23 protein-coding genes are annotated in these 22,227 nt (G+C 72.7%); 9 read left to right on the forward strand and 14 right to left on the reverse strand.

The window, feature by feature from the left end:
- Positions 1–8: 8 nt before the first annotated feature.
- Genes ACSMXO_RS20140 through ACSMXO_RS20150 form a run of 3 tightly spaced genes read right to left on the reverse strand, consistent with a single transcriptional unit; the run spans position 9 to position 3,553 of the window.
- Positions 9–2,300, reverse strand: a complete 2,292-nt coding sequence (locus tag ACSMXO_RS20140) for a heavy metal translocating P-type ATPase (RefSeq protein WP_455418932.1) — start codon at positions 2,298–2,300, stop codon at positions 9–11.
- 14 nt (positions 2,301–2,314) lie between these two features.
- Complete coding sequence (locus ACSMXO_RS20145; RefSeq protein ID WP_455418933.1) at positions 2,315–3,310, reverse strand: hypothetical protein; 996 nt, start codon at positions 3,308–3,310, stop codon at positions 2,315–2,317.
- A gap of 33 nt (positions 3,311–3,343) precedes the next feature.
- Complete coding sequence (locus tag ACSMXO_RS20150) at positions 3,344–3,553, reverse strand: heavy-metal-associated domain-containing protein (RefSeq protein ID WP_346263145.1); 210 nt, start codon at positions 3,551–3,553, stop codon at positions 3,344–3,346.
- Between the two features lie 126 nt (positions 3,554–3,679).
- Between ACSMXO_RS20150 and ACSMXO_RS20155 the strand changes: the two genes are divergently transcribed.
- The gene (locus ACSMXO_RS20155) at positions 3,680–3,982 is read left to right on the forward strand and encodes a metal-sensitive transcriptional regulator (RefSeq protein ID WP_455418934.1); all 303 of its coding nucleotides are present in this window, start codon (positions 3,680–3,682) and stop codon (positions 3,980–3,982) included.
- 4 nt (positions 3,983–3,986) lie between these two features.
- Here the strand turns inward: ACSMXO_RS20155 and ACSMXO_RS20160 are convergent, their stop codons facing one another.
- From ACSMXO_RS20160 to ACSMXO_RS20200, 9 genes are all read right to left on the reverse strand, one after another.
- Complete coding sequence (locus ACSMXO_RS20160) at positions 3,987–4,550, reverse strand: hypothetical protein (protein WP_346263146.1); 564 nt, start codon at positions 4,548–4,550, stop codon at positions 3,987–3,989.
- A 144-nt stretch (positions 4,551–4,694) separates the two neighbouring features.
- On the reverse strand, positions 4,695–5,678 hold the full coding sequence (locus ACSMXO_RS20165) for a serine hydrolase domain-containing protein (RefSeq protein WP_455418935.1): 984 nt from the start codon (positions 5,676–5,678) through the stop codon (positions 4,695–4,697).
- Between the two features lie 84 nt (positions 5,679–5,762).
- Positions 5,763–5,864, reverse strand: a complete 102-nt coding sequence (locus tag ACSMXO_RS20170; protein WP_455418936.1) for a zinc-binding dehydrogenase — start codon at positions 5,862–5,864, stop codon at positions 5,763–5,765.
- A gap of 34 nt (positions 5,865–5,898) precedes the next feature.
- Positions 5,899–7,278: a glycosyltransferase 87 family protein gene (locus tag ACSMXO_RS20175; RefSeq protein WP_455418937.1), complete on the reverse strand. Its 1,380-nt coding sequence runs from the start codon at positions 7,276–7,278 to the stop codon at positions 5,899–5,901.
- 201 nt (positions 7,279–7,479) lie between these two features.
- On the reverse strand, positions 7,480–7,980 hold the full coding sequence (locus ACSMXO_RS20180) for a hypothetical protein (protein ID WP_455418938.1): 501 nt from the start codon (positions 7,978–7,980) through the stop codon (positions 7,480–7,482).
- Positions 7,977–9,086, reverse strand: a complete 1,110-nt coding sequence (locus ACSMXO_RS20185; RefSeq protein ID WP_455418939.1) for a molybdopterin-dependent oxidoreductase — start codon at positions 9,084–9,086, stop codon at positions 7,977–7,979. Before ACSMXO_RS20185 ends, ACSMXO_RS20180 begins: the two co-directional genes overlap by 4 nt.
- A gap of 74 nt (positions 9,087–9,160) precedes the next feature.
- A complete protein-coding gene (locus ACSMXO_RS20190) occupies positions 9,161–9,883 on the reverse strand; it encodes a class I SAM-dependent methyltransferase (protein WP_455418940.1) in 723 nt (240 codons plus the stop codon).
- Positions 9,880–10,563 carry a TIGR04282 family arsenosugar biosynthesis glycosyltransferase gene (locus ACSMXO_RS20195; protein ID WP_455418941.1) on the reverse strand — a complete coding sequence of 228 codons (684 nt, stop codon included), beginning with the start codon at positions 10,561–10,563 and terminating at the stop codon, positions 9,880–9,882. The genes ACSMXO_RS20190 and ACSMXO_RS20195 overlap by 4 nt, the downstream gene beginning before the upstream one ends.
- Positions 10,560–11,237: a glycosyltransferase family 2 protein gene (locus tag ACSMXO_RS20200; protein WP_455418942.1), complete on the reverse strand. Its 678-nt coding sequence runs from the start codon at positions 11,235–11,237 to the stop codon at positions 10,560–10,562. The genes ACSMXO_RS20195 and ACSMXO_RS20200 overlap by 4 nt, the downstream gene beginning before the upstream one ends.
- Before the next feature lie 148 nt (positions 11,238–11,385).
- Here ACSMXO_RS20200 and ACSMXO_RS20205 point away from each other — a divergent pair, with 148 nt between their 5' ends.
- The gene (locus ACSMXO_RS20205; protein ID WP_455418943.1) at positions 11,386–12,876 is read left to right on the forward strand and encodes a hypothetical protein; all 1,491 of its coding nucleotides are present in this window, start codon (positions 11,386–11,388) and stop codon (positions 12,874–12,876) included.
- Here the strand turns inward: ACSMXO_RS20205 and ACSMXO_RS20210 are convergent.
- The gene (locus ACSMXO_RS20210) at positions 12,848–13,927 is read right to left on the reverse strand and encodes an NAD-dependent epimerase/dehydratase family protein (protein WP_455418944.1); all 1,080 of its coding nucleotides are present in this window, start codon (positions 13,925–13,927) and stop codon (positions 12,848–12,850) included. The two genes, ACSMXO_RS20205 and ACSMXO_RS20210, sit on opposite strands and share 29 nt — an antisense overlap.
- A gap of 137 nt (positions 13,928–14,064) precedes the next feature.
- Between ACSMXO_RS20210 and ACSMXO_RS20215 the strand changes: the two genes are divergently transcribed.
- The 3 genes from ACSMXO_RS20215 to ACSMXO_RS20225 all read left to right on the forward strand — a co-directional run bounded on the left by ACSMXO_RS20215 (position 14,065) and on the right by ACSMXO_RS20225 (position 16,847).
- Positions 14,065–14,760 (forward strand): response regulator transcription factor, encoded by a 696-nt coding sequence (locus ACSMXO_RS20215; protein ID WP_346263156.1) that lies wholly within the window; start codon positions 14,065–14,067, stop codon positions 14,758–14,760.
- A complete protein-coding gene (locus tag ACSMXO_RS20220) occupies positions 14,753–15,778 on the forward strand; it encodes a sensor histidine kinase (RefSeq protein WP_346263157.1) in 1,026 nt (341 codons plus the stop codon). The genes ACSMXO_RS20215 and ACSMXO_RS20220 overlap by 8 nt, the downstream gene beginning before the upstream one ends.
- A 352-nt stretch (positions 15,779–16,130) precedes the next feature.
- Positions 16,131–16,847, forward strand: coding sequence for a hypothetical protein (locus ACSMXO_RS20225; protein WP_455418945.1), 717 nt, complete (start codon positions 16,131–16,133; stop codon positions 16,845–16,847).
- 149 nt (positions 16,848–16,996) lie between these two features.
- Here the strand turns inward: ACSMXO_RS20225 and ACSMXO_RS20230 are convergent, their stop codons facing one another.
- Entirely contained in the window at positions 16,997–18,082 is a 1,086-nt protein-coding gene (locus ACSMXO_RS20230) for an IS630 family transposase (protein ID WP_455418946.1), read from the reverse strand.
- A 199-nt stretch (positions 18,083–18,281) separates the two neighbouring features.
- Here ACSMXO_RS20230 and ACSMXO_RS20235 point away from each other — a divergent pair, with 199 nt between their 5' ends.
- The 4 genes from ACSMXO_RS20235 (at position 18,282) to ACSMXO_RS20250 (ending at position 22,225) form a co-directional block, all read left to right on the forward strand.
- Positions 18,282–18,536, forward strand: coding sequence for an acyl carrier protein (locus tag ACSMXO_RS20235; RefSeq protein ID WP_346262646.1), 255 nt, complete (start codon positions 18,282–18,284; stop codon positions 18,534–18,536).
- Positions 18,523–20,091: a class I adenylate-forming enzyme family protein gene (locus ACSMXO_RS20240; RefSeq protein WP_455418947.1), complete on the forward strand. Its 1,569-nt coding sequence runs from the start codon at positions 18,523–18,525 to the stop codon at positions 20,089–20,091. The genes ACSMXO_RS20235 and ACSMXO_RS20240 overlap by 14 nt, the downstream gene beginning before the upstream one ends.
- A 146-nt stretch (positions 20,092–20,237) precedes the next feature.
- Positions 20,238–20,957 carry a Phenylacetic acid catabolic protein gene (locus ACSMXO_RS20245; RefSeq protein ID WP_346262648.1) on the forward strand — a complete coding sequence of 240 codons (720 nt, stop codon included), beginning with the start codon at positions 20,238–20,240 and terminating at the stop codon, positions 20,955–20,957.
- Between the two features lie 137 nt (positions 20,958–21,094).
- Positions 21,095–22,225, forward strand: coding sequence for a radical SAM protein (locus ACSMXO_RS20250; RefSeq protein WP_346262649.1), 1,131 nt, complete (start codon positions 21,095–21,097; stop codon positions 22,223–22,225).
- Positions 22,226–22,227: the final 2 nt, after the last annotated feature.

Raw genomic sequence — 22,227 nt, forward strand, 5'->3', positions numbered from 1 at the left:
ACCTGCGGCTATCTGCCGGCGGCGACCGCCCGGTCGTCCTGGTACGGCCGGAAGCGGCGCAGCCGTAGCGAGTTGCCGACGACGAAGACCGAGGAGAAGGCCATCGCCGCACCCGCGATCATCGGGTTGAGCATCCCGATCGCGGCCAGCGGCAGCGCGGCGACGTTGTAGGCGAACGCCCAGAACAGGTTGCCCCGGATCACCCGTAGCGTCGCCCGGGACAGCCGGATCGCGTCGACGGCGGCGGTCAGGTCACCGCGTACCAGGGTCAGGTCGGCGGCCTCGATCGCGACGTCCGTACCCGTGCCCATGGCCAGCCCGAGATCCGCCTGGGCGAGCGCGGCGGCGTCGTTGACGCCGTCCCCGACCATCGCCACCACCCGGCCCTCGGCCTGGAGCCGTTTGACCACGTCGAGCTTGTCGGCCGGCAGCACCTCGGCGATCACCTCGTCGATGCCGACCTCGGCGGCGACCGATCGGGCGACCGCGTCGTTGTCGCCGGTGAGCAGCACCGGGGTGAGGCCGAGCCGGCGCAGCCCGGCGACCGCCTCGCGGCTGGTCGGCTTGATCGCGTCGGCCACCACCAGCGCCCCCCGGACCCGGCCGTCCCAGCCGGCCAGCACCACGGTCCGGCCGGCGGCCTCGGCGTCCGCGACCGCCGTGCCGAGCGCGGCGGGCAGCTGGAGGTCGTGGTCGGCCAGCAGGCGCGCCCGGCCCACCGTGACGGCGCGGCCGTCGACGGTACCGGTCACGCCGAGCCCCTCGACGTTGGCGAACCCGCCGACCTCCGGATGCGGCCCGGTCCGCTCGGCGGCGGCGCTGGCGACCGCGCGGGCGATCGGGTGCTCGGAGGCGTTCTCCAGGGCGCCGGCCAGCCGCAGCAACTCGTCCGGGTCCTGGCCGTCGGCCGGGAGGATCTCGGTCAGCGTCATCCGCCCGGTGGTGACGGTGCCAGTCTTGTCCAGCACCACGGTCTCCACCCGCCGGGTCGACTCCAGCACCTCCGGACCCTTGATCAGGATGCCGAGCTGGGCACCCCGGCCGGTGCCGACCAGCAGCGCGGTGGGGGTGGCGAGCCCGAGGGCGCACGGGCAGGCGATGATCAGCACCGCGACGGCGGCGGTGAACGCCGCGGTGACGCCGTCCCCGGAGCCGAACCAGAAGCCGAGGGTGGCGACGGCGAGGGCGATCACGATCGGTACGAACACCCCGGAGATCCGGTCCGCCAGGCGCTGCACCTGGGCCTTGCCGGTCTGGGCCCGTTCGACCAGGGTCGCCATCTGGGCGAGTTGGGTCTCCGCACCGACCCGGGTGGCCCGCACGACGAGCCGACCTCCGGCGTTGACCGTCGCCCCGACCACCTGGTCGCCCGGGCCGACCTCCACCGGCACCGACTCCCCGGTGAGCATGCTGACGTCGACGGCGGACGACCCGTCCTCGACCACACCGTCGGTGGCGATCTTCTCGCCGGGGCGGACCACGAAGCGGTCGCCGACGGCGAGCTGGCCGACCGCGATCCGGCTCTCGACGCCGTCGCGGAGCACCGTCACCTCCTTGGCGCCGAGTTCGAGCAGGGCCCGCAGGGCGGCACCGGCCCGGCGCTTGGACCGGACCTCGAAGTAGCGGCCGGCGAGGATGAAGAGCGTGACCCCGGCCGCCGTCTCCAGGTAGATGTTGCCGGCCCCGTCGCTCGGACCGATGTCGAGGCTGAACGGATGCGTCATGCCGGGCGTACCGGCGGTGCCGAGGAAGAGCGCCCACACCGACCAGCCGAACGCGGCGAGCGTACCGAGCGAGATCAGGGTGTCCATGGTGGCGGCGCCGTGCCGCAGGTTGATCCAGGCCGCCCGGTGGAACGGCAGCCCGCCGTACGCGACGACCGGCGCGGCGAGGGTGAGCGAGAGCCACTGCCAGTAGTCGAACTGCCAGGCCGGCACCATCGCCAGGGCGATCACCGGTACGGTCAGCACCAGCGACACCAGCAGCCGGGTCCGCAGCGTCCGCAGCTCGTCGACGGGTGCCGCCGACTCCGACCCGGGATCGTCGGCCGGTCGGGGCGGCGGTGGCAGCGCGGCGGTGTAGCCGGTCTTCTCCACCGTGGCGATGAGCTCGTCCGGGGTACGGGTGTCGTCGAAGGTGACCGTCGCCTTCTCGGTGGCGTAGTTGACCGTGGCGGTCACTCCGTCCAGCCGGTTGAGTTTCTTCTCGATCCGGCTGGCGCAGGAGGCGCAGGTCATCCCGCCGATCTTCAGTTCGATCCGGTTGGGCGCCATGGGTGGTCGTCCGGCGGCCGGTGCCATTCCTGCCTCCTGGGCTAGTTGTGTCCGTGGCCGGGCTCGCCGTGCCCCGGCTCGTCCGCTCCGGTGGTGGCCGTCGGCGCGGGCGGGTCGGGTGTCGCACCGCCGCCCGGGGCGCCGGTGGGTGCTGGCTGGGCCGGCGTGCCGGCGGTCAGGGTGAACTCGGCGGTCCGGACGGTGCCGCCGTGCTGGAAGTCGAGATACAGCCGGTAGCTGCCGGCCGAGGGGACGTCGGCGAAGAAGGTGATCTCGGGACCGGGGGGCGTCCGCCCGTCACCGGGCTCGCCGTCCGGGTGTACGTGCAGGTACGCCAGGTCACCCTCGCGGAGCGCGACCAGGTGGCCGTACGCGCCGAGGTAGGGCTGCAGGTCGGTGACCGGTCGCCCGTCGCGGCTGACGGTCAGGGTCAGTTCGCTGGTCTGTCCCGGCGTCAGGGCACCGTCCAGGCGTACCTGGTATCCGTCCACCTCGGCGGTCGGGACGGGCGCCGGCAGCGGCCGGGGTTGGAAGTCGCCGCCCACCGCGACGTCGAGCCCGAGGGTCAGTGCCTCCGCGCCGCTGGGCGTGAAGTCGGCGAACGCCCGCCAGCTCCCGGGACCGCTCAACGGCGAGGCGACCCGCCAGGTCCCGTCGGCGGCCATCTCCGGGTGCACGTGCCGGAAGCCGGACAGGTCCCGGCGGGCGACGATCAGGTGCATGCGCTTGTCGTGTTCCACGTCGTAGCCGGTCACCGGCTGCCCGTCCGGCCCGATGATCCGGAACGCGAACTCGCCGGCCGGGGCCGGTACGCCGGTCAACGTGTAGCCCCGGTCGGAGACGAGCAGCCCGCCCGGTAGCCGCGGTGCGGTGCTCGCCCCGGTGCCGGTGCCGTGTCCGGTGGAGTGGGCGGAGTCGGTCGAACTGCTGGAGTCGGCGGTGCGTACGGGACCGGCGAGCTGGCCGGCCCCGTACGCCGCGCCGAACACTGTCGCGAGCCCGAGCGCGAAGGCGCCCAACTTCGTCGCGGTGTTCATCGTGCTACCTGATTTCTGCTGGATCGAGCACGGTCATGAGGTGACGAGTTCGTAGCCGGCCTCGTCGACGGCGGCGCGGAGCTGCTCCGGGTCCACCGGGTCGTTGCTGGTGACGGTGACCGCGCCGGAGGCCAGGTCGACGCTGACCTCGGTCACGCCGGGGATCGCCCCGACCTCGGTGCTGACGGCGCTGACGCAGTGGCCGCAGGTCATCCCCTTGACCTGGTAGCTCTGGGTGATCATTGCAGTTCTCCCTTCCCGGACCCAGCCTATACCCGAGGGGGGTATCTGCCGGGCGAATTTACCCCTCGGGGGTATCCGTATACCAGGACCGTAGCATACCCCTGGGGGGTTAGCTATGCTTGGCGCATGACGACACCTGCGGAAAACCCGACTCGCGGCTACACCGCCAGCAAGGACCAGTTGCTCGCGCGGCTGCGCCGGGTCGAGGGGCAGGTCCGCGGGATCGAGCGGATGGTCGAGGACGACCGCTACTGCATCGACGTGCTGACCCAGATCTCCGCCATCCAGGCGGCGCTGGACAAGGTCGCGCTCGGGCTGCTCGACGGGCACGCCCGGCACTGCATGCACGAGGGCGCCGCCGAGGGCCGGGCCGACGAGATGGCCACCGAGATGATGGCCGCCGTCGGGCGCCTGATGAAGCGCGGCTGACCGGTCAACGTCGAGCCGGGTCGGCCCGGCCCTCCGGACCGGGCGTCGGGAACAGGTCGACCTGCTCGCCGAGTTCCACGTCCCCGGCCAGGTGGGCCGGCGCCGGCCGCTCGGTCGCCGGCAGCCTTGAATACCGCCGCCCGGATCCCTCCCGGTCCGGCCGGGAGGTGACCCGGAACGGCACCATCGCGATCGGTGCCGGTGGCGGCTCGAATCTGCGGTCGCCCCAGCGCAGCCAGATGGCGATCCGGCCGGCCGCCGCCTCCAGCCTGAGCTTGTCGACCGAACGCTGCCGGTCGGAGTGGTCGACCTCGACCACCACCGGCGCGCCGTCCGGCCGTGCACAGCCCACATCCACTATGGAGTGCCGGTGCTCGTACGGCGGTGGCAGCGGCATCACGCTGGCGGCCCGCCGGTACACCCGCCAGCCCTGTGCCATGGCCCAGGCCGCCACCGAGTCGATCAGCAGCACGGTGACCTCGTCACTCGTCTGGTCGGTGAAGGTCAGCCGGCCCAGCCAACCAGTCAACGCGGCGCCGATCCGGGCGCCCTCCTCGGCCTGGTCCACGAAGCGACGGTACCGCGCGGGTGGCGGGTAATCCTCCGGTGCGGGCGTTGATGTCGCGTCACGAGCCCCTGTGGTGTCAGGTTGAGCGACGGTGGTGGGGGCCCAGCAGGCCATACCGCGCCCGTCGTCGGAGCGTGTGGCGCGTCACCCCAGCGCGGGCAGGACGACCCGCTCCAGCAGCGTCACCGGAGTCCGCCACTGGTCGGGGTCGTCGTAGTTGCCGGCGGTGATGGCCACGGCGAGATCCAGGCCCGGTAGGACGATCAGGCGTTGACCACCGTTGCCGATGCCGGAGACGACTCGATGGCCGGCGATGGTTTCCAGGTACCAGTGGTATCCGTACTCGCCGCCCCAGCCGGTCGGCAGGCGGGGCCGGAACATCGTGTCGAGCCAGCCGGCGGGTACGATCCGGCGGCCGTCCCACGCTCCTCCGGCGAGCACCAACTCGCCGATCCTGGCCAGGTCACGCGGCGTGAGCCGGAGACCGGACGCGGCCGAGGCCACCCCGTCCGCGCCGGTCGTCCACTCGAGGTCGTGGATGCCCAGCGGTGCGAACAGGGCCGTCCGGCCGTACTCCGCCAGCGGCTGCCCGGTGCCGTCGGCGATGAGCCGGCCGAGCAGCGCCGTCGCGCCTCCGCAGTAGGTCCAACGGGTACCGGGTGGCTCGACGACCGGCCGGGACAACACGTAGCGGTACCGGTCCGGCGCCAGTTCCATCGCGATCTCGGCGTTGGTCGGGTTGTCGTACGGAAGCTCTTCGCGCCATTCCAGGCCGAGGGACATCGTCAACGCGTGCTCGACGGTGAGCCCGGCCCGTGCGGAATCGGCCGCCAGGTCAGGGTACTCGGGGAACTGTCGCAGCAGCGGCGCCCCGGTGTCGGGGACCAGGCCGTCGCCGAGCGCGATGCCGTACAGCAGCGCGGTCACGCTCTTGGTGACCGACCGGACATCGTGCAGCGTCCTCGGCCCGAACTCGACGACGCCCAGCGAGGTGTTCCAGACGAAGTCCTCGCCCACGCCGTAGTACTCCAGCAGGGTCTCGCCGCCACGGACCGCCACGGCGGCGTGCAGCCCGTCGATCCGACCTTCCCGGAGCGTCTCTGCCAGTCGGTCGTGCAACTCCGTCATGGGGCACCTCCTCGCAGGGCAAGGACTCCCATGATCCGGCACGCAGGCGAGGGACCGGGACCCCGAACCGGGCCGCAGGCGCGGTCAGGGGGTGAGGATGACTTTGCCGGTGACGGTTCCGGATTCGGCGAGGCGCAGGGCGTCGGCGGCGCGGGCGAGGGGGAAGGTCCACGCCACCGTCGACACGGCGTGACCACACCGGTCGACGATCTCGGTACTGCTACGGCTTCGTTCCGGACTCCGGCTTCGGGACGAGCGGCGCGCCGCGCTGCCGGAGACCGCCCGGTGGATCGGAGACGGGGCGTACCGGACCGCGCCGCCCGGCCCGGCGCAGGTGGACCGGGAGGTAGCCGAGACCGGCGAGGCCGACCAGTACGTAGAGGTTGCTGTAGAGCAGGCCCCAACCCCGGAAGTGCAGGTCCCAGCCGTGCAGGCCGGCGAGCACCCAGCTCGTGCCGGCGACGAAGACGAGCCAGCTCAGGCCGGCGGCCGCGAGCCCGAGCCGGCTGCGGCACCACCAGGCCCGGACGGCCAGCAGCACCAGCGCGGGTACGCACCAGACCCAGTGGTGGTGCCACGAGACGGGCGAGACCAGGACGCCGGTCGTCGCGCAGGCGAGAACGCCGAGCAGTTGCTCCCCGGCCCGGGCGCAGTACGCCGCGACCGCCATCCCGAGCGCCGCGACCAGGAGGGCCACCGGTAGCCAACCGGTACCCGGATCGGCGGAGTCGGTCAACCGGGCCAGCGCGCCGGCCAGCGACTGGTTCAGGATCGTCCGGGGATCGGCGGTGACCCGCGAGGTGTCGAAGAGCGCGCCCGTCCAGAACCGTACCGAGTCGTCCGGCCGCCAGGCGAACCCGAGCGCGACCGTGGCGGCGAACCCGCCGACCGCGGTGCCCGCCGCCCGGAACCGGCCGGTGGCGAGCAGGTAGACCACGAATACCAGCGGGGTGAGCTTGATCCCGGCGGCGATCCCCACGCCGAGGCCGGACCACCGGCGCCGGGGGTCGCCGGTCAGGTCGCGCAGCACGAGCAGCATCAGGAAGAGCCCGACCTGGCCGGCCTGGAGGTGCCCGGAGACCGCGAACATCGGCAGCGCGGCGGCACCGCCGGCCAGCGTCGCCAGTGCGCGGCGTTCCGCCGGCACGCCGGTGGCGCGGAGCGTGAGCCGGACGGCCGCCAGCAGCGCGAGGACCGAGGCGAAGGTCCACAGCCCGACCGCGACCGGCACGCCGAGCGGCACGAGCGGCTGGAACAGCAGGGCCGCGAACGGCGGGTAGGTGAAGCCCAGCGCGATGCCGTCCGTGCCCCGGTGGCTGGCCTGGTAGAGACCGCCGTCCCCGGACGCGGCGGCCGAGGCTCCCGCCTGGTACGTCGCGAGGTCGCCCCAGAAGCTTCCGGTGCGGTGCTGCACCGCCACCGCAGCGGCGGCGACCAGCAGCGGAAGCAGCACCAGACCGGCTCTCGGGTACGCCTGCCGGCGCGGGCGGCGGCGCGGCCCGGCCGGTGCCGACGGGGCCGGTGTGCGCGGGTCCGGCTGGCGGCGCGGCGGTGGATGGCCGGCCTCGTCGGGGTTGGCGCCCAGATAGGTACTGGTCACGGCGCTTCCTCCGAATCCGCGGAGCTGGTCGCCCGCGGCCGGGATCCGGGCAGCGGTAAGGACAGAAAGTATCGATCTCTCCTCGACCGTGCCTGGACCGAATCTTGATCACGCACGGTTCCCACCCGCGGAACGCGCCGGCGACGCCGCGCCCCGGAACCCGGACCGCTCCGCCCCCGCCGGTCCGGTCCGGTTCCCTGGCTACCGCGTTGGGCCGGTCGGTTCCCCGGCCACTCCGCCCCGGGTAGCGCGGCGGCGGATCCGGTAGCCGATCGCGAGCCCAGCCCAGAGGACGGCCAGCCAGACCGTGAGCTGGACCAGGTAGTTCCGGTCCTGGAGTCCCGGATTGGGCGGTGCCGGTGCCGGCCGCCACAGCAGCGGCACCGCGATCAGCAGCAGCGTCGCCGTGACGGTCAGGCCGGCACCGATCCAGGTACGGGCCGTCCGGTCGGTCACCAGGCGGCCGAGGACGAGTCCGACGAGTCCGATCAGCGGGGCGACCAGCACGTCGTGCAGCAGCGGACCGGCGACCAGCCAGGGGAGGACCGGCCCGGGCCGGGGCATCAGCGATCCGCCGTACGCCGCCACTGCCGTGCCGAGCCCGACCAGGGCGATCCGGACCACTCCGGTACCGCCCGTCCGGCCGTCGGCACCGCCGTCCGGCGCCGGCCGATTCCCCGCGCTCCTGCCGGCGCGGCTCATCCGAGCACCTCCAGCCGGGTCACCCACTTGGTCTGCAGCACCCCGGGGCGGTTCGGCGCGATGATCCGGCACGGGTACCCGTGGTCGGGCTGTAGCACCTCCCCGTTGATCCGCAGGGCGAGCAGGGTGAGCGGATCGGCGACGTGCACCGCCGGCAGCGTGCTGGTCGCGTACAGCCCGGCGGTCTCCAGCGAGGCGACCCGTACCGGGCGGTCGGCGGGCGCGCCGACGGCGGCGAGCAGGTCGACCACCGGTACGCCGGTCCAGTCCGCCACGGCGCTCCAGCCCTCCACGCAGGCGATCGGTAGCCGTCCGGTCCGCTGTGGCAGGGCCGCGAGGTCGGCGAGGCCGAGACCGTGCCGGCCGCCGGCCCAGACGATCTCCAGGCGCCAGTCGGCCGGTACGACGATTCCGGCGGCGGCCGCGGTGCGGTTCACCGGTACGCCCTGCGGGCCGCCGGCCGAACGCCAGGCCAGCGCGGAGACGTGCCGGAGCCACGGCACCGTGACCCCGGCGGTGGCCAGTACCGCCACGCCGCTCGCGCCGGCGGCGGTGCGCAGGAAGGCCCGGCGGCCGGGTACCGGCTCCCGGTCGAGCCGGCTGGCCAGCGCCGCTCGGATCACCGGCAGCTTGACCCCGACATGCACCAGCAGCGCCCCGATGGCCAGCCAGGCCACCGCGTAGTGCGCGGCGGGGAAGAAGAACCGCCACGGGTAGGACTGAGCGACGTTGAACAGCCCGGTGGCCAGTTCGAAGAACGCGGCGCAGACCAGCACCAGGATGGCGAGGCGTTCGAGTCCGTGCCCGACCAGGCGGGCGGGCCGGCGCAGCGGCGGACGGGCGAACAGCCGGGGATAGACGCTCCACAGCTTCGCCAGCAGCAGCGGAATCGCCGCGATCCCGGACAGCACGTGCACGCCCTGGGTCACCCGGTAGAGGCTCGCCGGGCGGGTCGGCCAGCCGAACCAGTCCGGCGGGTGCGCGACGGCGTGGCTGAGCAGCCCGGTGACGAAGCAGAGCCCGAACGCGACGCCGAGCCAGCGGCCGAGCCGGGCCGCCACCAGCGGCGAGTGGGACGGCCCGGTGAAGTCCTCGGGGCGCGGCACCGACCGGGCCAGCCGGCGGATCGGACCGGTTGGCCCGGCCGGGCGCCGAACCGGTCCTCCGGATCGTCGGCGGATCATCGGCGTACCAACTCGGCGAACCAGCGGTCGCGGCAGCGCAGCAGCTCCGTAACCCGCAGTCCGGTGCCGGCGGCGACGCGCTGCACCGACTCCGCCCCGACCCGGGCCCAGCGGAACGCGGGCCCGCGCCGCAGGCTGCGGTCCGGTCCGGTCGAGGCGACGTGCGCGAGGCCCTGCCACAACCCGGTGCCGGGCGGCTCCACCTCGGCGAACACGGTGCCGCCCGGGGCGAGCAGCGTGGCGCAGCGGCGCAGCAGCGCCACCGGGTCACCGCCGATGCCGATGTTCCCGTCGATCAGCAGGGCGTGTGCCCAGCGTCCCTCACCCGGCAGCGGAGCGAAGATGTCGCGGCGCAACGCCGCCGCGCCACGGGCTCGGGTCAGCCGTACCGCGTGGGCCGAGCTGTCCACCCCGAGCGTCACCACGCCGCGTCGGGCCAGTACGGCGGCCAGCCGGCCCGGCCCGCAGCCGAGGTCGATGGTGGGGCCGAGGCAGCGCGCCACGATCGGTGCGACGGCCGGTTCCGGCGGGCCGTGCCAGCGGCGGACCGGCAACGGGTACGCCGCCGCGTCGGTGTGCACCAACCAGTGCTCGGCGCGGTGGGTGTCGGCCGGGACGCCGCATCCGCCGGGTCGACGGGGTCCGGCCGGCGGCCGTCCACGCCCGGCCGGTGGTGCGAGCGGGCCGTCGAAGCCACCCGAGGAGTCGCTCCGGTTCATCGGCGCGCCCGGTGGCCGGCCGCCGCGACGTCAACCGCGCGTACGGCTCGGGTGAAACGGCTGCCGGGCAGCCCGGCCGCGACCGCCTGGGCGGCGGGCCAGTCGTCCACGTCGCGCAGCACCGGCAGGGCGGCGACCCGCACGCCCCGGTCCCGCAGCGCGGCCAGGGTCAGCCGCCCGGTGTCGGCGGTGGACATCGGCACCGGCCGAAGCACGGCCGCCTGCGCCGGGTCGTGCAGGCCGAGGGCCCACCAGCCACCATCGGCGGCCGGCCCGAGCACCGCGTCGGCGCCGGCGAGCCGGTGCAGCGCGTCGGTGAGCGTGCCGGGGCACACCTGCGGGGTGTCCATGCCGATCTGCAACACCGGCATCCCCGGGAAGGCCGCGCCGACCTCGGCGTGGGCGTGGGCGAGCCGGTCGGCGAAGGTGTCGCCGTGCTGGCGCAGCAGATGCCAGCCGGCGAGTGCGGCCGTCAGCTCGGCCGAGCACTCCGCGTCGGAGAACCGGCCGGTGTGTGCGAGCACCGGGACGGTCGCGGCGGTGGTCCGTACCGCCGCGAGGGTGTCCAGCAGGGCGGCCGCCGCGATCCGGGCCGCCTGTCGGGGGGTGGCCGGCGGGCAGAGCCGGGTCTTCGCCAGCCCGGCCACCGGTGCCTTGGCGACCACGAGCAGCACGTTCATCGGCCGGCGCCGGCAGTGGAGCGCAGCACTCCGGCGAAGTCCCGGGTGGCGCGGAGGGTGCCGCGTACCGAGCCGGAGACCTTCGAGGTGGTGCCGGCGGCCCGGGGCGCGTACGCCGTGTCCAGCTCGACGATCCGCCACCCGGCCGCCGCCGCCCGCAACAGCAGCTCCAGCGGATAACCGAAGGCCCGGTCCGCGACGCCGAGCCGCAGCAGCGCCGTACGGCGGCCTACCCGGATCGGGCTGATGTCGCGCACCGGTACGCCCCGGCGGCGCAGCAGCGCGGCGACCAGCGCGTTGCCGGCCCGGGCGTGCCACGGCCAGGCCGCCGCCGATACCGGTCGACGGCGGCCCACGGCGAGGTCGGCCCGGTCGGCGAGCACGGGCGCGACCAGCCGGGGCAGCTCGCCCGGATCGAACGACCCGTCCGCGTCGAGGACGCAGACCAGTTCCGCCTCGGCCGCCAGCAGTCCGGCGTGCACCGCCGCGCCGTAGCCGCGCCGAGACTCGGAGACGACCCGTGCCCCGTGCGCGGCGGCGACCTCCGGCGACCCGTCGGTGGAGCCGTTGTCCACCACCACGGCCTGGTAACCGGGCGGGAGCGCGGCGAGTACGGCGGGCAGGGCGGCCGCTTCGTCCAGACACGGCAGCACCACGTCGATCGTTGTGCTCATGTCCGGCGACGCTAGGCGCCGCACCGCCCGCCGGGGATGCCTGGCGGGCTTACGGATCCCTTACGCCGCAACGGGTCTTACGACTTCCTGACGTCCGGCCGGATCACCTTCCGCCCCGGCTGCCAAACTCGTATCGTCGGCCGTCGCCATGACCATGCTGAACCGGCCGGTACGACGCCGGCACGCCGACGCGGTCGTCGTCACGGTGGAGGCGGCGCTGCTCGCCGCCGCGATCGGGGTCGGCGCACTGCTCAACGCCCGGGGCGTCCACCTGTACGCTGACGCGGCCCCGCTCTACGCGACCTGGCGACCGCACCTCGGCCCCGGCACCCCGGCCGCGCTGCTGGTCGCCGCGCTGGTGATCGGACGGGGCCCGGGCTGGGCCCAGAGCGCGTCGTGGCCCCGGCTGCTCGCCGTCGGCTATCTCGGCGCGCTGGCCTGGACACTGTCGCTGGCTCTGGTCGACGGCTGGTCCGCCGGGCTGGCCCGACGGCTGACCGCGCAGGCCGAGTACCTGCACGAGGTTCCCCGGGTGGCCGATGTCGGCGCGATGCTGGCCGGGTTCACCGGCCGGATCCTCGACTTCCAGCCAGACTCGTGGTCCACGCACACCGCCGGGCACCCGCCGGGGGCGTTGCTGATCTTCGTCTGGCTGGACCGGATCGGTCTCGGCGGAGGCGCCGCCGCCGGGCTGGCCTGTGTGCTGCTCGGGGCGACGGTGGCCGTCTCGGTCCCGGTGACGCTGCGGGCGCTGGGCGCCGAGGACGCGGCCCGGGCGGTGTGGCCGTTCCTGCTGCTGTTCCCCGGTGCGGTCTGGGTCGGCGCCTCGGCGGACGGGATCTTCGCCGGAGTGGTCGCCGCCGGGCTGGCACTGCTGGCGGTGCGTGGCCGGGGTACGGCGGCGCTCGGCGGGCTGCTGCTCGGCTTCGCGCTCTACCTGTCGTACGGGTTCGTGCTCGTCGGGCTGCTCGCGCTGGCCGTCCTGGCGCTGCGTACCCGGGACCGGGCCGGTGCCGGCGTGCTGGCCGCGCTCGCGGTCGCCGCCGTGGTCGCGGGGTTCACCGCCGTGGGCTTCCGCTGGTGGGACGGCTACCACCTGGTGGTGCGGCGGTACTACCAGGGTTGGGCGGCGGCCCGCCCGTACGGGTACTGGATCTGGGCGAACCTGGCCGCCCTGCTGCTCTCCGCCGGCCCGGTGGTCGGGCCGGCACTCCGCCGCGCGGTGCTGGCCGGGTGGCCCGGGCGGCCACGCCCGGCGGGCCGGGCGGACGACGCCGGGCGCGACGGCCGGGCGGGTGAGGATCGGGCGGACGACGCCGGGCGCGACGGCCGGGCCGGTGAGGTCGGGTGCGAGGATCGGGCAGGCAGGGCCGGGTGCGAGGTCCGGGCGCGGCCGCGCCGCCGCCGGGGCGGATCCGGAGGCGCGACGGTGTGGCTGCCGATCGCGGCGGCCGTGGCGGTGCTGGTCGCGGACCTGTCCGGATTGAGCAAGGCCGAGGTCGAGCGGATCTGGCTACCGTTCGGGGTCTGGCTGCTGGTCGCCACCGCGCACCTGCCCGCCCGGCAGCGGCGCTGGTGGCTCGTGGTCCAGGCGGTCACCGCGCTGGCGGTCAACCACCTACTGTGGACGGTGTCTTGACCGTCGCCGGTGCCCGCAGCGGGGCGGCGGCGAACTCGGCGACACCGTCGGCGAACGGTATCCGGGCGGTGAAGCCGAGCAGCCGGGCCGCCCGGGCGGGATCGGCGACCACGTGCCGGACGTCGGCCGCCCGACCGCCGCCGACCACGACCGGCTCGGGACCGCCCGTCACGGTGGCCAGTTCGCGGGCCAGGTCCCCGACGGTGTGCGGCTCGCCGGAGCAGACGTTCACCGCCACCACCGGATCCGGTGGGGAAGTGGTCAACGCGAGCAGGTTGGCCCGGGCGACGTCGCTGACGGAGACGAAGTCACGCCGCTGCCGTCCGTCCTCCAGCACCTGTGGCGGCCGGCCGGACGCGAGCGCCGACCGGAAGATCGACGCCACCCCGGCGTACGGGGTGTCCCGGGGCATCCGGGGTCCGTAGACATTGTGGTAGCGCAGCGCCCAGACCTGCCCGTCGGTCTGCCGGGCCCACGCCCCGGCCAGGTGTTCCTGGGCCAGCTTCGTCGCCGCGTACGTGCTACGCGGTTCCAGCGGGGCGTCCTCGGGCACCAGACCCGGAATCAGCGGAACCGCGCACCGGGGACAGACCGGTTCGTAGCGGCCGGCGGAGAGGTCGGCAGCCCGTCGCTCGGCCGGCCGCACCACCCCGTGCTCCGGGCAGTGGTAGCGGCCCTCGCCGTAGACCACCATCGAACTGGCCAGCACCAGCCGGCGTACGCCCGCGCCGTGCATCGCCGCCAGCAGGGTCGCGGTGCCGAGGTCGTTGTGGCCGGCGTACCGGGGAGCGTCGGCGGGGTCGAGACCGTGTCCGACCATGGCCGCCTGGTGGCAGACGGCATCCACGCCGCGCAGCAGCCCGGCCAGCAGGTCGAGGTCGCGGACGTCACCGACGACCGGCCGGTGCCGGTGCGCCCAGTCCGGCGCCGTCGGGCCGTGCGCCTCCGGAAGCAGCGCGTCCACGGCCACGACCTCGTGGCCGTGCGTGACGAGCAGGTCGGCGACGTGCGATCCGATGAAACCGGCGGCTCCGGTGACGAGTATCCGCATTCCGGTCACGGTATGCGCCGCCGACGCCCCGCACCGGAGGTCCCGGCGCAGCCGTAAGACTCCCGCAAGATCTCGGAAGCCCGGCTCCTCTCGGGGCCTGGCTACGCTGGCCGGGTGGGATCGGCGGGAGGTCGGTGGTGACGCAACGCGTGCTGGTGGTGGACGACGACCGGACCATCAGCGACGTGGTCTGCCGCTATCTGCGGCACGCCGGCTACCAGGTCAGTCACGTCGGCGACGGGGCCGCGGCGCTGGCCGCCGTCGCCCGCCAGGCGCCCCATCTGGTCGTACTCGATCTGATGCTGCCGACGGTGAGCGGCCTACAGGTCTGCCGTGAGCTGCGCAGCCGGCCGGACGGCATCCCGATCGTGATGCTGACCGCGCTCGGCGAGGAGGCCGACCGGGTGCTCGGCCTGGAGTTGGGCGCCGACGACTACCTGAGCAAGCCCTTCTCCCCACGCGAGCTGGTGTTGCGGGTGCGGTCCGTGCTCCGCCGCACCGGCGGCGAGCCGGCACCGGACCGGCCGGAGCGGCTCGCCGACGGCGACCTCGAGGTGCGTACCGGCCCTCGGGTGGCGGTGCTGCGCGGTGCCGAACTCGCGCTGACCCTGCGGGAGTTCGACCTGCTGGTACACCTGATGCGGCATCCGTCCCGGGCGTTCACCCGCGCGGAACTGCTGGAACAGGTCTGGGGCTGGAACTTCGGCGACCACTCGACCGTGACCGTGCACGTACGGCGGCTGCGGGAGAAGATCGAGACCGATCCGGCCGAGCCGCGCCGGATCGTGACGGTCTGGGGTGTCGGCTACCGGTACGAGCCAGCCGATGCGTGACCTCGTACTCATCTTCACGATCGCGCTCGCCGCGGCTCTGGCCATCGGCGCCGCCGGGGCACTGCTGCTGCGGCGACTGCGGCACACCTCGATCACCGTGCACCTCTACGTGCTGCTCACCGTCACCGTGCTGGCGGTCGTCGGCGGCGTGGCCGTGGTCGCCGAGGCGATGTTCCTGTCCCCGCACGACCTGGAGGTCGTCCTGATCACGGTCGCGGCGGCGGCGGTGGTCAGCCTCGCCGTCGGTGGGCACTTCGGCCGGCGGCTGGCGGCCGCGGCGGTCTGGACCGCCCAGGCCCGTGACCGGGAACGGCAGCTTGAGAAGGGGCGTCGCGATCTCGTCGCCTGGGTCTCCCACGACCTGCGTACCCCGCTGGCCGGGCTGCGGGCGATGGCTGAGGCGCTCGAGGACGGGGTGGTGCACGATCCGGAGACCGTCGGCGAGTACCACCGGCGGATCCGGACCGAGACGGACCGGATGACCCGACTCGTGGACGACCTGTTCGAGCTGTCCCGGATCAACGCCGGGGCGCTGCGGCTGTCCCTGACCGCCGTACCGCTCGGTGAGGTGGTCTCGGACGCGCTCGCCACGACCGCCCCGCTCGCGGCGGCCCGACGGATCCGACTCGTCGCCGCCGAGTCCGGCTGGCCCACCGTCGTCGCCAGTGAACCGGAACTCGCCCGGGTGGTCGGCAACCTGCTCCTCAACGCGGTCCGCTACACCCCGGAGGACGGCACGGTACGCGTCGAGGCCGGTCGGGAACGGGACGCCGCCTGGCTGGCGGTGACGGACAGCTGCGGCGGAATTCCACCGTCCGACCTACCCAGACTCTTCGACGTCGCGTTTCGGGGCGAACCGGCGCGTACCCCCGGACAGGGCGTCGGGGTCGGCGGCAGCGCCTCCGGTGGACTCGGCCTCGCCATCGTGCACGGACTGGTCGAGGCGCACGGTGGGCACGTCGACGTACAGAACACCGCCGGGGGCTGCCGGTTCGTCGTCCGGCTCACCGCCGCCTGATCGGGATGATCGACGCATTACCGGGCAATCCGGATGACCTGCCCGATTCGGTCCGGGCTCCATGATCGAGTCGACCTCGGCGGAATGTTGGTGGGCTGCCGGTCGTTACATCTCACGTACGGCCGAGTGCCACCGCCTGTGACCTGGGCTGGTGGTCGGGTCTCCGGGAATGATCCGGGGCCGCCGGTCGTTACATATGGTGTTCGCTCGAGTACCAGCATCCCCCGCGAGGTGCCGGGCGTTCTGTTGTCCCTTGGAGACCGGCGTGAGCGTGTGTCTCGGGACGAGTTTTCCAATGACACCCCGGATGCCTCCGGTGGGTGTTGTTCCCCCGATTGGAAGGTGGACCATCATGAACACGACTCTGTTCAGCCGATGGCTCCCGGCCGTCGAGCAGACTTCTCTGGTTCGTAGGACCGCTCTGGGTGTGGCTGGTCTGGCGTTCGTTGGCGGCGCTGTTGCTGGCCCGGCGGTGGCCGCGCAGGCTGCTGCGGAGCATGCCGGGTCGCCGGTGTCGCAGTCGGTGATGCAGGCCGACAAGGACCACAAGGGCGACAAGGGCGACAAGGGCAAGAGCGACAAGAGTGACAAGGGCAAGGATCGTAAGAGTGAGCGTAAGCCGTCGCGGGACCGGTTGGTGCCGCGTGGTGTGCAGGGTGAGCAGTCGAGGATTGCGGTGTCGGGTGAGCAGTCCGACAACGTGCGGGCGATTGTGAAGGCGACGAAGAAGGCTGGTCTGGACGAGCGTGCCGCGGTGATCGCGGTGGGTACGTCGCTGCAGGAGTCGAAGTTGGAGAACCTGGGTCATCTGGGTGATCGCAACGATCATGACTCGCTGGGGCTGTTCCAGCAGCGTCCGTCGTCGGGTTGGGGTTCGCCGGATCAGATCACGGATCCGGAGTACTCGACGACCGCGTTCCTGAAGGGTCTGAAGCAGGTTGATGGTTGGCATGATCTGCCGTTGACGGTGGCGGCGCAGAAGGTGCAGGTGTCGGCGTACCCGGACGCGTACGCGCAGTGGGAGGACCAGGCTGCTGACCTGGTCGCCAACGCCTGGAACAACAGCTAACCGAACAAGCAAGCGACGCATCCGCTGGCCGGGTCCCCGCCACCGGGGACCCGGCCAGCGGCGTCTCCGCACCGGTTGTCGGCCCCGGCCCGCACCCCGAAGCCGTCTCACATGTCGGTTAGCCCGCACCGCCCCCGGCGTCTGACCGGTCAGTCGGCGGCGGCAGGTGCGTCGGAAGTCCTTTCAAGAAATCTGGCGACTGAATTGTGGATGTCTTCGATGGTTCTGGTCCATACAAAGGGGTTCGGGCTGTTGGCCCAGGTGTCGACCCATCCGCGGACGTCTCGGTTGCCGGGGCGCCGACCCGGGTGCCCGCCGGGCCCGAGGAGATCCTCGGCGGCCAGGGCGAACCAGCGTTCCACCTGGTCGAGCCAGGACCAGCCGGCCGGTGTGAGGTGGACGTGGAAGCGGGAGCGCCGGTCCAGCCACGTCCCGACCGTCGGCGCCCGGTGGAGGTCCTGGTTGTCGCAGACGACGTGCACCTCCAACCCGGCGGGCACGGCCCTCTCGATCGCGACGAGGAACCTCCGGTATTCGACGCCTCGGTTACGGCGGTGCCGTTGGCCGGTCACGATGCCGTCAGTGGGGTCGAAGGTGCCGAACCGGCTGGCCGGGCCGGGGCGCCACAGGTCCGGTACCGGATTTCGGGGCGTCGCCGGGTTGGTCGGCTGGCAGCGGTCTCCGGCCCGCGTCGGTGATCCAGGGTCCACGCCGAGCACGACCGCCCGGTCCGGCGGGTTGTGGTAGAGGCCGACCACGTCGACGACCCTGGACACGAACGCCGGATCGGTGGCGAGCGTGAACCCGTCCTGGACGTGCGGCTTGAGGTCGAACCGCCGCCAGATCCGCCCGACCGTCGACGGGGAGAGTCCGCTGTGCGCGGCCATCGACGCCCGGGACCAGCGCCGCGCGTCCTGCGGCGTCGACTCGAACGTGGCATGCAGCACCCGCTCGACCTGGTCCGCCCGGACCGACGGCCGGCCGGCGCGCCGCTTGTCGGCGAGCCCGGCCATCCGCTGCGCCGCGAACCGGGACCGCCACTTGCCCACCGTGGGCAGTGAGACGCCGAACCGGGCCGCGACCTCGGTGTTCGTGGCGCCGTCGGCGCACGCCAGCACGATCCGGCAGCGCAGGGCGTACGCCTGCGTGGAGTGTGCCGCGCGGGCCCCCCGGATCAACAGGGCTTGTTCCTCGTCGGTGAGCACCAATTCGATCTTTCCCCGCCCCCGTGTCATGGGCTCGATTATACATCGACGCAAACGAATTAAAGGCGCGTTCCCGTCGCAGGTGTCACCAATGATCGATAACGCGATATCCGCTTCTGGACAGCACGCGGAAGTCGTCGGTATGTTTCCGACCAGTGCCCGAGGTGAGGGAAGTCCGCTGTCGCAACGTCGCGGTGGCCCCCGTGGAATGACATGGAGACCGCCTTAAGTGACCACCAGCGATCTGCAACTACAGATGACATCGATCTGCGCGGAAGTGCTGAATCGGTCTACTCTCGGACCGGACGACGATCTGATCGAACTCGGCATGGACTCGGTCGCCGCGGTGGAGATCGTCACCCGGGTCGAGACGACCTACGGGGTGGACGTCGTCGACGTCATCTTCGACACCCCCACGGTGACCCGCCTCTGCGACGTCGTTTCCGGGGCCACCCGACGTGGCGAACCCCATGCCGCCGCCTAGCCCGCTGGCCGAGCCGGATCTCGCGGTCACCACCAACCTGCTCGACCTCGTCTCGGACGCCGCCGAGGCGTACGGCGACCGTCCGTACCTGCTGCCGGCCGAGGAGGGCGGCCCCGCCGTCACCTTCGCGGACGTGCTGACCTTCACCAGGGGCTGCGCCGCGCTCCTCGACGAGTACGACGTGCCGCCGGGGGCCCGGGTCGCGACGGTCATGCACAACTCGCCCCTGGCGGCGCTGCTGTTCCTCGGCGTCATCGCCGCGCAGCGCACCCTGGTACCACTGAACCCGAAGTCCGGGGCGGGCGAACTGGACGCACTCCTGGCCCACTCCGGGCCGGTGTTCGGGTTCGGACCCGCATCGACGCCGGCACGGCTGCGGGCGGATCTGCGCTGGAGATCCGTCGACGACGAGGCGGCGGTCCTCGCCGACATCCTGGCCCGGGGCGCGGCGTACCGGGGGGAACTGGCCGGACGCGGCGACGACGGCGGTCGCGATGCCGAGATCGTCTACACCTCGGGATCCACCGGTACGCCCAAGGGCGTCGTGCTGTCCCACCGGGCCCTGCTCGCCAACTCGCTGGCGATGGTGCACTGGGCGGACGCCGGCCCGGACGACGTCCTGCTCAACGTCGTCCCGCTGTTCCACGCCGGCGGCCAGGGGTTTCCGACCCTGACCCCGCTCTGGTCCGGCGGCCGGACCGCCTGCGTACGCTCGGAGCTGGCGATGGTGCGGTTCTGGCACTACGTCGACCGCTACCACCCCACCTGGACCCTGGTGGTCAACGCCTACCTGGCGAACCTGGTCGAACGCCCGGAACGACCGGCCGCGAGCCGGCTCAAGGGCGTCCTGGCCGGCGGCTCGGCGCTCAGCCCGGAACTGATCCACCGGTTCGAGGGCACCTTCGGCATCCCGGTCTACCAGGTGTACGGCATGACCGAGATGACCTCGCTGACCACCGTGGAACCGCGGGACCGCAAGCCGGGCGAGCCGCGTACCGCCGGAGCGCCGGTGTCGTTCGCCCGGGTCCGGGTCGTCGACCCGGCCGGCCGCGACGTTCCGGCCGGCGAGAACGGCGAGGTGCTGCTGAGCGGCCCGAGCATCTTCACCCGGTACGAGAACGCGCCCGAGCTGACCCGGCAGCGGCGCGGTGACGGCTGGGTCCGCAGCGGTGACCTGGGACATCTCGACGATAACGGCGAGCTGTCCATCGTCGACCGGATCGACAGCATGGTCATCGTCAGCGGCGAGAACGTCTATCCGGCCGAGATCGAGAACGTCGTGCCCCAGCTCGAAGGCGTCGAGGATGCCGTGGTCGCCGCCCTGCCGCACCCGGTGACCGGTGTGGAGCTGGTGCTCGTCTACCGCCTGCTCCCCGGCGCGGTCGCCCGGGAGGACGAGTGGCGCGGCACGCTGCGCAGGAACCTCAGCACCTTCAAGGTGCCGCGCCGGTTCGTCGCCATCGAGGAGATCGGGGTCGACAGCTTTCCGCGTACGCCACTCGGAAAGATCCAGCGACCGGAGGTCCAGCGACTGGCGATCGCACACCTGACCTGAAGCGGTATGGCGACCGCACTCCGGAGGAACGGGGGGACATCTGTAAAAAGGGTGTGGCGGGCAAGTTACAACAACGTTTAGCGACGAGAATGCAGATTCCTTTTTGGTCCCAATAGTGTGTGGTTGTCGACGCGAGGTGGTTCTCCATGTCAGTCCAGATCTTCGACGACGAGGAAGTCGTAGTCCGCACCCCTGAAGAGCTGAAGCGCATGCCTCGCGGCTATCAGAAGGCGCTGATCAGCCAGATCATGATCAATACGGAGGGCGAGCTCTCCGGCGGGGACGACTACACCATGATGTTCCTGCCGCTGGCCCCGAACGCCGAGGAGCGCCAGGTGTGTGCGGAACGCGCGGCGGAGGAGTACGACCACTACAAGATCGGCAAGCGCGTACTCGCCGAGATCGGCATCGACACCTCGCACATGGAGAGCCAGACGATCGAGGAACGCCGGCTCTTCGCGGACAAGCGGCTGCACGAGTGCACGACCTGGGCCGAGCGGGGGATCTACTCCTACATCGGCGAGGAGAGCGCGCTGATCATGATCAAGGAGTTCGCGCAGGGCAGCTACAAGCCCTGGGCCGACGCCGTCCGGACGATCATCCTCGACGAGAAGATCCACATCGCGCACGGCGCGCGGGTCTGCCGCAACCTGGCGACCACCGAGGAGGGTCGCGCGCAGTTGCAGGCCGGGCTGAACCGGCTCTGGCCGGTCTTCCGGGACCTCTTCGGCACCCCGGAGTCCGAGCGCGCCAAGCGGGCGGTCCGGTACGGGCTGCGCAGGACCACCAACGCCGAGGCGCTGGCGCAGTGGGAGAAGACCGTGACCCCGCGCATCCACGCCCTCGGCCTCGTCGTGCCCGACTGAACCTCTCAGCCCGAACATCGCGCGGCGCACGCGCCCCGACCTGCCGCCTGCGGCCACGGCGGACCGCGGGCAGAGGTCGAAGAGGTGCACCTGCGCGCCGAGCAGCCGGACCCGAGGACCCGAAAGGACGTCGTGCCATGCCCACGCCGATCGTGATCAATCCACGGACACCGTCCCGCCGGGAGGCGAAGGCCAAACTCCAGTCGCTGCTGGCCGGCCGCCCCGACCTGGCCGAGCGGCTCCAGGCCGTCCGGGACATCGGGCTGCGGGTCAGCGCCTGCGAGGTGCACCTCACCACCACCTGCAACATCCGCTGTAAGGGATGCTGGTATTTCGAGGGAGGCTTCGACGGGGCCGTCCGGGAGACCTCGGACCCGGTGCTGATCGCCGAGTTCGTCGACTCGCTCGTCGCCCGGGGTGTCACCCAGGCGACCCTGATCGGCGGTGAGCCGACGCTGGTACCCGCGCGGATCGCGCCGTTCGTCGAGCGGCTGCCGTACATCACCATCTCGACCAACGGGCTGCGGCCGGTGCCGCGCGCCGGGCTGGAGAACGTCGCGGTCGCGATCAGCCTGTTCGGCGGCGGCCCGCTGGACGACGCCCTGCGCGGGTACCGGGTGAACGGCTCGGCCTTCTCCGGGCTCTTCGAGACCGCGCTCGGGCACTACCGCAACGACCCGAGGGTGATCTTCGTCTTCGCGCTCTCCGAGGAGGGCCTCCAGTACGTCGAGCCGACCGTGCGGGCGATCCGGGACAACGGCAACCAGGTCACCTTCAACTTCTACTCCGCGCACGGCAGCGACCACGCGCTGCGGATCGAGAACGAGCGGCGCACCCTCGACGAGGCGTTGCGAGTCAAGGAGTCCTATCCGGAGACCGTGGTCAGCCACCCGTACTTCATCGAGACGCTCATCTCCGGGCGTACCCACTGGGGCGGGCAGTTCGGCTACGACGTCTGCCCGAGCATCAGCGTCGACCACCCCGACCACGCCGAGCGGATCCGCAACGGCAATCCCGTGCTGGACGGCTTCGCGGTCTACGGCGCCGACTACCAGACCCTCCAGTTCTGCTGCACCTCCGGCAACTGTGCCGACTGCCGGGACAGCCAGGGCGTCTACAGCTGGCTGCTGGTCAGCATGAACCGGTTCCTCGACGACGTGGGCCGGCTGGAGACCTGGCTGGACCTGGCCGAGAGCTACTGGCGGCAGTGGTACTGGGCGCAACTGCACTCCGCCAACTTCGCCCGCCGCGCACCGATGGCGGCCTAGCC

The sequence above is a fragment of the Plantactinospora sp. DSM 117369 genome, assembly GCF_053764795.1.

Coding starts and splice junctions, on each gene's coding strand:
- ACSMXO_RS20140 (WP_455418932.1), bottom strand. CDS start 2,300: ATGGCACCGGCCGCCGGACGACCACCCATGGCGCCCAACCGGATCGAA.
- ACSMXO_RS20145 (WP_455418933.1), bottom strand. CDS start 3,310: ATGAACACCGCGACGAAGTTGGGCGCCTTCGCGCTCGGGCTCGCGACA.
- ACSMXO_RS20150 (WP_346263145.1), bottom strand. CDS start 3,553: ATGATCACCCAGAGCTACCAGGTCAAGGGGATGACCTGCGGCCACTGC.
- ACSMXO_RS20155 (WP_455418934.1), top strand. CDS start 3,680: ATGACGACACCTGCGGAAAACCCGACTCGCGGCTACACCGCCAGCAAG.
- ACSMXO_RS20165 (WP_455418935.1), bottom strand. CDS start 5,678: ATGACGGAGTTGCACGACCGACTGGCAGAGACGCTCCGGGAAGGTCGG.
- ACSMXO_RS20180 (WP_455418938.1), bottom strand. CDS start 7,980: ATGAGCCGCGCCGGCAGGAGCGCGGGGAATCGGCCGGCGCCGGACGGC.
- ACSMXO_RS20190 (WP_455418940.1), bottom strand. CDS start 9,883: ATGAACCGGAGCGACTCCTCGGGTGGCTTCGACGGCCCGCTCGCACCA.
- ACSMXO_RS20195 (WP_455418941.1), bottom strand. CDS start 10,563: ATGAACGTGCTGCTCGTGGTCGCCAAGGCACCGGTGGCCGGGCTGGCG.
- ACSMXO_RS20200 (WP_455418942.1), bottom strand. CDS start 11,237: ATGAGCACAACGATCGACGTGGTGCTGCCGTGTCTGGACGAAGCGGCC.
- ACSMXO_RS20205 (WP_455418943.1), top strand. CDS start 11,386: ATGACCATGCTGAACCGGCCGGTACGACGCCGGCACGCCGACGCGGTC.
- ACSMXO_RS20210 (WP_455418944.1), bottom strand. CDS start 13,927: ATGCGGATACTCGTCACCGGAGCCGCCGGTTTCATCGGATCGCACGTC.
- ACSMXO_RS20220 (WP_346263157.1), top strand. CDS start 14,753: ATGCGTGACCTCGTACTCATCTTCACGATCGCGCTCGCCGCGGCTCTG.
- ACSMXO_RS20225 (WP_455418945.1), top strand. CDS start 16,131: ATGAACACGACTCTGTTCAGCCGATGGCTCCCGGCCGTCGAGCAGACT.
- ACSMXO_RS20230 (WP_455418946.1), bottom strand. CDS start 18,082: ATGACACGGGGGCGGGGAAAGATCGAATTGGTGCTCACCGACGAGGAA.
- ACSMXO_RS20240 (WP_455418947.1), top strand. CDS start 18,523: ATGCCGCCGCCTAGCCCGCTGGCCGAGCCGGATCTCGCGGTCACCACC.
- ACSMXO_RS20245 (WP_346262648.1), top strand. CDS start 20,238: ATGTCAGTCCAGATCTTCGACGACGAGGAAGTCGTAGTCCGCACCCCT.
- ACSMXO_RS20250 (WP_346262649.1), top strand. CDS start 21,095: ATGCCCACGCCGATCGTGATCAATCCACGGACACCGTCCCGCCGGGAG.